The sequence below is a fragment of the Listeria valentina genome (assembly GCF_011800755.1).
GTDB lineage: Bacteria > Bacillota > Bacilli > Lactobacillales > Listeriaceae > Listeria > Listeria valentina.
In genome coordinates this window covers 1-9820 of the sequence record NZ_JAATJW010000078.1, presented here as the reverse complement: position 1 = coordinate 9820, position 9820 = coordinate 1, and the positions used below count along the sequence as shown (strand labels likewise).

General features: G+C 34.8%; 8 protein-coding genes. 4 read left to right on the top strand and 4 right to left on the bottom strand.

Annotated features, from left to right (window positions below):
- Positions 1–93: 93 nt before the first annotated feature.
- Together HCK02_RS12430 and HCK02_RS12425 are read right to left on the bottom strand one after the other, a co-directional pair.
- A complete protein-coding gene (locus HCK02_RS12430; RefSeq protein ID WP_167630427.1) occupies positions 94–1572 on the bottom strand; it encodes a UbiD family decarboxylase in 1479 nt (492 codons plus the stop codon).
- A 207-nt stretch (positions 1573–1779) separates the two neighbouring features.
- Complete coding sequence (locus HCK02_RS12425; protein WP_246215602.1) at positions 1780–1941, bottom strand: lipocalin-like domain-containing protein; 162 nt, start codon at positions 1939–1941, stop codon at positions 1780–1782.
- A gap of 1188 nt (positions 1942–3129) precedes the next feature.
- Between HCK02_RS12425 and HCK02_RS12420 the strand changes: the two genes are divergently transcribed.
- Entirely contained in the window at positions 3130–3711 is a 582-nt protein-coding gene (locus tag HCK02_RS12420) for a TetR/AcrR family transcriptional regulator (protein WP_167630426.1), read from the top strand.
- A gap of 161 nt (positions 3712–3872) precedes the next feature.
- Positions 3873–4259 carry a hypothetical protein gene (locus HCK02_RS12415; protein ID WP_425482895.1) on the top strand — a complete coding sequence of 129 codons (387 nt, stop codon included), beginning with the start codon at positions 3873–3875 and terminating at the stop codon, positions 4257–4259.
- A gap of 199 nt (positions 4260–4458) precedes the next feature.
- On the opposite strand, the gene HCK02_RS12410 is transcribed toward HCK02_RS12415, so the two are convergent.
- A complete protein-coding gene (locus HCK02_RS12410; RefSeq protein WP_167630425.1) occupies positions 4459–5196 on the bottom strand; it encodes a LytR/AlgR family response regulator transcription factor in 738 nt (245 codons plus the stop codon).
- The gene (locus tag HCK02_RS12405) at positions 5197–6519 is read right to left on the bottom strand and encodes a sensor histidine kinase (protein ID WP_167630424.1); all 1323 of its coding nucleotides are present in this window, start codon (positions 6517–6519) and stop codon (positions 5197–5199) included.
- Between the two features lie 265 nt (positions 6520–6784).
- Here HCK02_RS12405 and HCK02_RS12400 point away from each other — a divergent pair, with 265 nt between their 5' ends.
- Positions 6785–7402, top strand: coding sequence for a GntR family transcriptional regulator (locus HCK02_RS12400; protein ID WP_167630423.1), 618 nt, complete (start codon positions 6785–6787; stop codon positions 7400–7402).
- 176 nt (positions 7403–7578) lie between these two features.
- Positions 7579–9789 (top strand): toxin Cry1Ac domain D-VI-related protein, encoded by a 2211-nt coding sequence (locus tag HCK02_RS12395; RefSeq protein ID WP_167630422.1) that lies wholly within the window; start codon positions 7579–7581, stop codon positions 9787–9789.
- Positions 9790–9820 lie beyond the last annotated feature (31 nt).

Sequence of the window (9820 nt, the reverse complement as noted above, 5' to 3'; positions counted from 1 at the left end):
CGAGATACCAGATGCTCCTGTAACACCAATAATCCATCTTCTTTTTTCCACATACATCCTCCTATCTTTTAGTAGATAAAATTTTTAAATTTGCTAGTTTAGATATTTTTCCCAGTCCTGTACCTCTTTAAATTGAGCACGAACAAATTTATCTTTCATATCATAAGGAACCGTTCCGTCTAAAATCAACTTAGAAGACATCCCCTTTGCACGAATCGACTTAGGATCATAGGCTTCTAATTCCGAAGGATCAAGTGGATGATTTCTCATACCTGGAAGAACAACAACATCCTGATCTGCTTGAAATCGTGTATTGAGCGTCCAAATAACATCATTCATATCAAATATATCCACATCTTCGTCTACTAAAATAACAGTTTTCAATTCTTTAAAAGCTGCAAAAGCTAAAATAGCTGCCTGCCTCTGTATACCCATATCTGCTTCACTTTCCTGCCTAACCTGCATGATTGTCATCAGCTTGCCACCACCAGCAGGCGGATTGTAAACATTGGGTACCTTTCCAGGCAAGGCTTTATCAACCAGTTCGAGAATGCTTGCTTCTGTTGGTATTCCTGCCATAGAAACGTGTTCCTCGCTTGGACCGAGTGTTGTTTGCATAATAGGATTATTTTTTCGATGTGTCACAGCTTTTACTTTGACCACATTGACATTTGAATTAGCTTCTCCATCATAACCAGGAAATTCAGGCATTGCTTTTCCTGTATTTGTATTAATATCTTCTTGCATTGTCTGATTTGGCATGATTTCTGCCTCAATAATATATTCTGCTCGAGCAATTCCAACCTCATCTACCGAAATTCCGTCTACAAGCTGTACGGGCTCATTTCGAAGTGCTCCAGCAACCCATAACTCATTATAGCCTAAAGGTGTTGTAGGCGGTTCAAAAGTAGCACCTATCGTGATAGCAGGATCTAGTCCAATATTAATCGTGATAGGCATAGGCTGGTTTAATTTTTCAAATTGCTCTTGAAAATGACCAATATGGCGGCCTCCTGGCATGATATACATGCCTATCGTATCCTTATCTTCTAAAACCATGCGGTGAATGGTCACATCACTCATCGATTTATCTGGACTTGAACCATAAACGAGGCCCATTGTAATATAAGGTCCTGCATCATATTCTGTATTCGTAGGTGCCGCTATTAATTTCCGAATATCAAACTCAGCATCAGTTGCCAGGTGAACCACTTCTTGAGCAGGAGCTTCTTCTTTAGTTACTTTAATAGGTTTAACCGGATTATCTACTGAATTTTTCAAGAGGTGCCCTAAATCACGATAATCATGTTTCAAAATTTTTCCTACCCGTTTCCGGCTAGCCATAAGTCCTACTAAAACACGTGTATCAGGAAAACCTTTTATCTGGTTAAACATCATAGCTGGACCTTCTTGTGTTGGGCGCATGACCGTCCCACCAGCACCAATATAGCGATAAACACCTGCGAGTTCTGCATCAGGGTCTATTTCGATATTTGTTTCATGATACTGATTAGGATCCTCTGTCCGTAGTTCTTCTAGTACTCTTCTTAAATCATAAGGTTTTTTTTGCATCAATTTTTCTCCTCCTTAAAATTTACTTCTGTTGTATTGACTGATTTGCGAAAAAAACTATCTAACTTCAGTATATCTTCTTTTATTTTCTTTAAATAGACCCTTTTTTTAAACTATTTTTACTAAAAACAGATTTTTTGTTATAAAATCGTCATATTTTACAAGTCTTTTTGCTGTATTTATGCTTCTATTCAACAAATTTAATCACTACTTTGCTTTCTTCCAAATTAATTTAGAATCATTGACATCAGCTGTTATTGTTAGTAAACCGTCTTTAAATTGAGCAAATCTTTTTTGTGTCTCTCCTAACCAGGTTGGATTCATACTTACTGTCATTGTATGGAGAATAGTGATCATATCAAAAAACAAAGAAAATCCTCCCGATTTTTTGGGGGAGGATTTTTTTGAACGTGAAATCACCTTTCACTTCATTCTAATAAGTAAAAATCTTTGCTCATTTTATCTCTACAATAACGTTAAATGTCTTTTGAAGTGTTTGTATTAGGAGTAGATAACATTTTTTGTTTCTTTATTTTCCGATATGCATGATCAATACGTAAAAACATAATTAAAAAAGGAGTCATCAGACTTAAAAAAAATATCACGGCTAAAACAGGAAAATCTAAATTGTTGCGGAGGGTAGTAATAAAACTAACGATAAATAGAGTAAAACTAATAAAAAACAAAGCAGGTAGATTGTTTGGGATTTTTTTTCATATAAAGGTTTTAACTGCTTATATATCTCCTCATCTTGTTCTTTTAATATTGTATCATGTGGGACTGGTTTTAATGGTCGAATCTCATCGGAGATGATGGGTACAATTAACCATTCCTTGGTATCCATATTTTGAACTAGAAATGAGTCTTTATTGAATTTTTTTATAAGTCTTGTTTCTATTATAATATCATCTTGGTGAAGTGTGATATTAAATTGTGGGGTTTTACTTACAAATAAAGTATTTGATTTTACTATCGTAGGAATAGATATAAAGCTAATAATTAGTGTTAGGGCAATAAAATAAATAGCAAGAAGGTTCAATTGTGTGTCAGAAACATTAGGATGGGTTTGTTCATAAAAAACAAAATATGGACAACCTAAAAGAAATACTATAACTGAACGAAATAATGACTTAATTATGTATAAAGTGGTAGTGTCTAAGTCTGATTGTATAGATCTTTCAAGTGGAGTGAAAAAAATAAACGAGAAAGTAACCTAAGTATAAAAATAACGACAGCAACAGTTAAAGTTATCAATGATGGAATTAAATAGTTCATATGATCGGCTCCTTTTTATTAATTGTATAAAAAGTGAACAATAAGGTCAAAGTTTAGTAATTAAAGATAGTCTAGAAATTATAAATTCTAGACTTTTTTGTGTTTATAAATCATCTAGGGTTTTAAAAGCGCCAGTTTTGTTTTTATAGGATATGAATTTTGTACCTTAAATGGCAAGCTATCTCTTAGCTATCGTATAAAAGGTATTTATGTCATTTTATCCGCTATTATAAAGTTTGTTTTATTTAACACGACTGTATTAAAATATGGTAGACTATAAATATGCCAAAAATAATTAATCATGAAGAAAAGAAAACACAAATAGTTCAATATGCTTTCGGTTCCATTGCAGAAAATGGTGTTAAGGGATCTACTGTAAGACAAGTTGCGAGATTAGCTCAGATGACGCCTGGACAGATTAGGTACTATTTTCCAAATCATTCAGAGTTATTAAACGCCGTTATGTCTTCGGTAGAATTAAAAATAAGAAGGAGAGTAGAAGCAATATTTACGTCCGAAGACCTTAATGCAATTGGCAAAGCAAAAGCAAGCTTGCTAACCGTATTACCCTTAGATCAAGACAGATTAGCTGATATGGAAGTTTGGATGGCGTTTCGTTATGACATACATGAGTATGGTCAAAGTACGCTTGATGATGTACTGGATCAATTATGCAATAATATTTTAACTTTTTTAAATGAACATCATTTGTTGAAAAAAAATTTAAATATCCGCCTTAATTCTATAAAATTACACGCCTTAATTGACGGTTTAGCTCTGCATAAATTGCTTAACCCAAACGAAACTTCAAATGAAGATATTCAAGCAATTGTAGATGAAGAAATAGCTAGACTAACGAAGTAAAGGAGAATGGCTCATAATTTTTTGTGAAGTAGCCTTCTGGGTCGTTATATTACTCAGGCTAGTAACCAGATATGTCTTAAAACAAAAAATTAGGTATATTCTTTCTAGCGCTTACACCTGTTATAGATATTATGCTGCTCATAACAACAACTGTAGATCTTATGAATGGCGCAACTGCTGAAGTCCCTCATGCAATAGCTGCGGTATATATTTCTGTATCTCTTGTTTTTGGGAAAAACATGATAAATTGGGCAGATGATAGATTTAGATATTATGTGATGAAACAAGGACCCAAACCTGTAGGATTAGCTTATTCTAAAAACTATGCGAAAAATTGGTTGAAACATTTACTTTCTTACATTATAGGTACAGGTATTTTGTATTTACTGGTTTATTTAATTAATGATAGGAGTCGCACGGAAGCCCTGGATGATGTTATTTATATTTGGACAATTGTTATTATCATTGACTTAATCAATTGCGTTTCATATTGTGTGGCCACAAAAAAAGAAAGCAAATCGTATTTAACAATTAAATTAGGAGCATAAAAAGTATGATCCCTCCTTATGGACTTAAAACTATCAAAATCAATTTTCTAAGAGTGCGATTAGTCAATAACTTCATAAATAATAAAAGCAGAGTTCATGATTTTGATTGAACTCTGCTTTTTAATGTGAATCAGTATTGTGCAAAAGACTATGAGGTGAAGCGAGGAAAACTTTCCGTCTAGAAGAAAAAACTTGGTTTTCATACTTGGGTAAGGCTTTTTTTAATCGCTCGGAGAGAGTGTTTTCCTACAAAAAGACGCTCGTGGTTGGTAAATTCAACAAAGCCTTCTTTTAAGTTGATTTCTTGGATATTTAAGGCATTGATAATGAAGGAATTAAGATGTATAAATTGGTCACCTGTCAGCTCTTTTTTGATCTGCGTTAAGTAAAGATTGATCATAAGCACGCCATTAACTGTGTATAAATTTATTTTTTTGGAACGAGGGATTTTTTCAAAATATAAGATATCTCGATGCGGAATTTTTTTTTGAGTACTCCCTCTTTGAATCGTGAAAATTTCCTCTTTTTGATTACGAAAGTCCTCGCGAATAGCAATTTGTTTAAAGGCTTTTTTTATGGCTTCTTGTGTAAGCTCGTGATTGTCAGCTTTAGGAATAAAAGAAATAGGGGCTATATACTCATCAATAATTTCCTTTAATCGGTTGCCGTGGCTCGTTACATAAATGATATAGACGTCTGTATCTGTTGATCGAATTTTTCTGCCCAATTCGATCCCGTTTAAATGTTCGTGTAAGTCAATATCAAGTACATAAATATTGGGCCCTCTATGAAGACTTTTTTCCTGTAATAATTGTTCTGCGGTTATGGTTTCTTGCCGGGTGAGAGCATTAAAGTTTTCTGAAGCTACCGTTTGTGCAACGGCTTTCCAAACCCGTTCACGTTGGAATACATTATCTTCAATAACAAAAATGTCCATTTAATTTCCTCCTACTTCAGGAATTTCAATTTCAAAATAAAGTAAATCTTCTTGTAGGTCAATGTCAAGGGAAGCGTTATGCCAAGATTTTACAAGCCGATTTACGGTATGGAGTCCCTTACCGCGATTTTCTCCTTTTGTGGAAAAGTTTTTACGCGTCAAATCGGAAATACGGATTTTTTTAGGATCGGAAACGCGGTTAGCCACTTGGATAATGACTTCGTGGTTATTAGTTTTTAAGGAAACTATGATCTTGGAATTATCCGTATGCTCACTTTCCTCAATGGCATTGTCTAGCAAAATACTAACGCAACGAACATAATCAATCAAGGGAACGCTAAGCCGAATAACTGGAAGAGGGATATTTAGTTCGATTTCAATGCCTTTTTGCTTAGCGATACCTAATTTGTTCCCAATTAATCCCTTTAAAGCAAGAATTTGCATATTTCTTAAGTCAAGAAAATCCACACGGTCTTCAAGTTCTTGATAAGAAGAAATTTTTAGCTCTTCATTATAATATTTTTTCAAGCCATAAAGGTCATTTCGTTCAAGAAAAATTCCAATCGTCAGTAAAATGTTTTTGTAATCATGCCGGAAAGATTGGACGAGTGAATTTTCACTTTCTAGTTTAGCGACATAGGAAATTTGTTCTTCTAGAAAAATTTGTTGTAGTCTTTGTCTGATAATGAATACGACTGTCGAAATTGAGAGCAAGAGAAGAAGAAGGTAGGCTAATATGATCAAAATAGATAGCCAAGTGAAGAAAGCCTCTTCCCGAAAATAGAAGATAATAAAATTAATAAAGAGCAGAATAAGTATGAGAGCAACGCTGTATATAATAAATCGAACACCTTGGTGCACTTGCAACAAAATATGGTAAATATCATATTTGCGTATATAGCGATTGATAGTGAACAAAACTGCGAAATGCGCAAGCACCATGATAACAGCTAGAATGAAAAATGTAAATGGCTCAACGATCAAGAAGGGGAAAGGGCTAACATTTTGAGTGGTAGCATGGTATCCATAAAACGTGAAAAACCAGATAATTTGAAATGCTGCATATATAAAAGCGCTTGCTAAAGTTCCAACAACCCAATTTTTACTAAAATAAAATAGAATGAGTAAATTCATTACTACTAGTAAGAAACCCAGCAAACTGGTAGGGAGAAGATTTAGGTAGAACAGTAGTGCTAGAGTAGCAGATGCGGTTACAAAAGTTATCACGAATCGCGAATGAAAAAGTTCTTTTTTTCCTAAAACATAGATGTAAAGAAGATTGATGAGTAACATCAGTAAGGCATAAGTATATAGATAAGCCACTTTTGTTCCTCCTATCATATTGAAATTAGTACTCATTATATAGCATTCTTCATGCTTTTACTAGATGCTAAATAAGGTAGTCTCTTTTTTCTTTGCTAAATCGAACAAAAAACACGCTAGTTTAAAAAAATCTTTTTAAACAGAAAATGTATACTAAGAACACACAATATGAGCTATATTTTTTAATTCCCGAAAAAGATTGTTATTATGCAAAATGTTTCATTTTAAATAGGGAGTTGATGTCTATAAAGAAGGGGGTGAAAGGATGAAGGCACTCAATCAAATTGCACACGATAAGTTTATTAATGAGATGGGTGCAGGTATATGGGTCAATCAGCAACATGTAACGGAACTTGAACTAGCAAGTCGCTATGGTATGAGTCGAACTCCAATTCGATCGGCGCTCCAACAATTGGAGCATGAAGGCCTTTTAAAGCGATATGGGAATTCATTAGTCGTTCATAAACTGAAAATGGACACTTTGCAGTTAAAACAATTTTTGTTAATTCGTTATCACTACTATCTTATTTTCCTGAGATATTTCGATCATGTTCTATTTGAACATACACATTTTAATTTGGAAAAGGTTTTACAGGAAGTAGCAGAAAACCAGTTAACTTATTTTCCAATTCAAAAGTTATTAGAAATGGATGTGTTATTTTTTGGAATGATGCGTTCTTATATTTCGCAGTATGATTTGCTTGCAACACTTCAAAAATATCAGTATGCAGAGAGAAATGCAGAAACTGTAACTGTTTTTAATAAGGAGATAGAGATATTACGGCAATTAATTGGCTTTTTAAATAAAAAAGATGTCGATGGTGCAGTCGAGCTAGTTTCGAAATTATTAGAAACACATGAAAATCAAATATTAATGAAGTAAACGAACGATTTTGATATAGACATAAAACGAATATTTATTCAATTATCGAATAGATAGTGTTTCTCCTAGAGTTTTTGAATCTGCATAGATAATGAATTGAGTGATATACGTGAAAAATTTATGGAAAGTCCGTAAGTTTGAAAATAATTCAAGTAGAATGAAAGGTGGAAAAACAAGTGAAAAAATGGGGGAAAACCGTATTAGCAGCCTCGGCGGCTTTGGTTGTAACTGTATCTCCGTTAACTAATCCTATTAGCGTGTTTGCAGAGAAACGAGCGTTGAAGTCGAGACAGATCCAAAAGATGGAGGTAAGTAAACATTCAGATGAATACAATCGTGAGCAACTGATTAAGGATGAGGAATTTAAGGCATTCAACGGAGAGATGCTAAGTTTTGAAGATTGGGATGTATATTATGACGGTCTCAGGGGAACTTTGGGCGAATATATTTCTGGCATAATGATGTATCCGTTACTTGATGAAGAGCAAAAATCACTGGGAGCAGGAATAGATTTTGACAGATCAGTGTTTTCGGTGAATATCGATGAAGGTTCGGCAGTAGACTATGTAGCTGTTAGTCAAAATGTCAGCAATTTAATACCTAATAGGACTTATACAGCTTCGGGGAGTTTTTTTAATATTATATCAGAGGTAGAAGGCATGGTAGGAATAATGCTTGGAGAAGAATTTGAGGTGAAAGACAGGGATGTAGTACCAATCGAAGGACGTAGTCCGGTTACAAGTACAGCTGATTTTGTCGCGCAAAGCTCATCAGAGAGAGTCAGTTACTTCTTAGAAAAAAGGGAAAGAACTAGAATGGCTAATGTTTTTCAAAAAGCAGTTGTTAAAGAAAAATATAGTGGGGTATGGATGAAAGTGGATTCGTTGTTCACTGATTTGAACCATGAAGAACTTGCGGGTAGTGTGAGTAGCAGCAAGATCGAAGAGAGTAAAAGAGCAGCAGAGTCACTTTCAGATGATGTAGCTGATAAAGCGGAAATGATGGAACTGGTTTCTAAAGCGCAAGGATGGTTTGAGGAACGCGAAGCGATAAAAAAAGTGAATTTACTCTTCACAGATGATAGTCATAATGCACTAAAAGAAAATATTGAGCAGTCTGATATTGATGCGGCAAAAGAACAAGTTGAAGTGCTTCCGGACAGCGGGCTAAAAACAGAGTTAAATAGCTTAGTGATAAAAGCACAAGGACTTTTTCAGGAACGCGAAACTACAAAAAAAGTAGACTTGCTCTTTACGGACGATAGTCACAACATATTAAAAGATGATATTGGACAGTCTGATATTGATGCGGCAAGAACACAGGTTGAAATGCTTCCAGATGGCGAATTAAAAACGGAGTTAGTTAACTTAGTAATGAAAGCACAGGAGCTTCTTTATGAACGTGAAGCAATAAAAAAAGTGGATGCCCTTTTCACAAATGATAGCCATGACGAATTAAGAGATGAAGTTGCGCAATCCGATATTGATGCAGCAAAAGCACAAGTTGATCTTTTGTCGAATAACGCGTTGAAAGCAGAGCTAACTGTATTGTTGACGAAATCGCAAAGCTTGTTCAACGTGCTAGAAGCAGCACGGAAATCGGTTAATGACTTATTTGTAGATAGCAGTCATGATGAATTAAAAGATGACGTCACACAATCTGATATTGATGCAGCAAAAGCACAAGTTGATGCTTTACCGAGTGGTAAAACAAAAAACAAGCTTACTCAATTACTAGCGATAGCACAAAGCCAGTTTGACACATTGGAGCTAGTGAGACAAGTAAATGCTCTATTTATAGATGATAGTCATAATGAATTAAAAGATGACGTCACACAATCTGATATTGATGCAGCAAAAGTCCAAGTTGACGCTTTGCTAAATGGTACGTTGAAAAGAGAACTAACCGAATTGTTAACGAAAGCACAACAACTGTTGGATGAGCGGGGAGCTTTGGCAGAAGCCCGTGCAGCAGTAAGGGCTCTTTTTACGGATGACGAACAGACAGAATTGAAAGCAGAAGTAACACAGGAGCAAATTGATGAAGCGAGTAGTAAGGTAGCCGCTCTTCCAGAGAATGAAGAAAAAGAGGCTTTAAAGCAATTAATTGGGCGAGCGCAGAATTTATTCGATGAATGGTATAAGCTCTCCGTTCCAGATGCTTTTAACATTGGTGAAGATGATGAGTTGAGTGGTGCACATGGAGAAGGTATTGCGAAAGTACGCTTGTGGGTAAATGATGTAGTAAAAACACAAGCCACTACAGACGGTAATGGAAACTATATCTTCACGAATATCAATCGATTTATTTCGTCTAGCGATGACAAAGTTGAGGTTGTTGGTTGGATAGATGTCAATAAAGTAGACACAAAAAGAGTAAATACTTAAAAATTTTCAAAATAAAGAGCCTCCTTTTCAT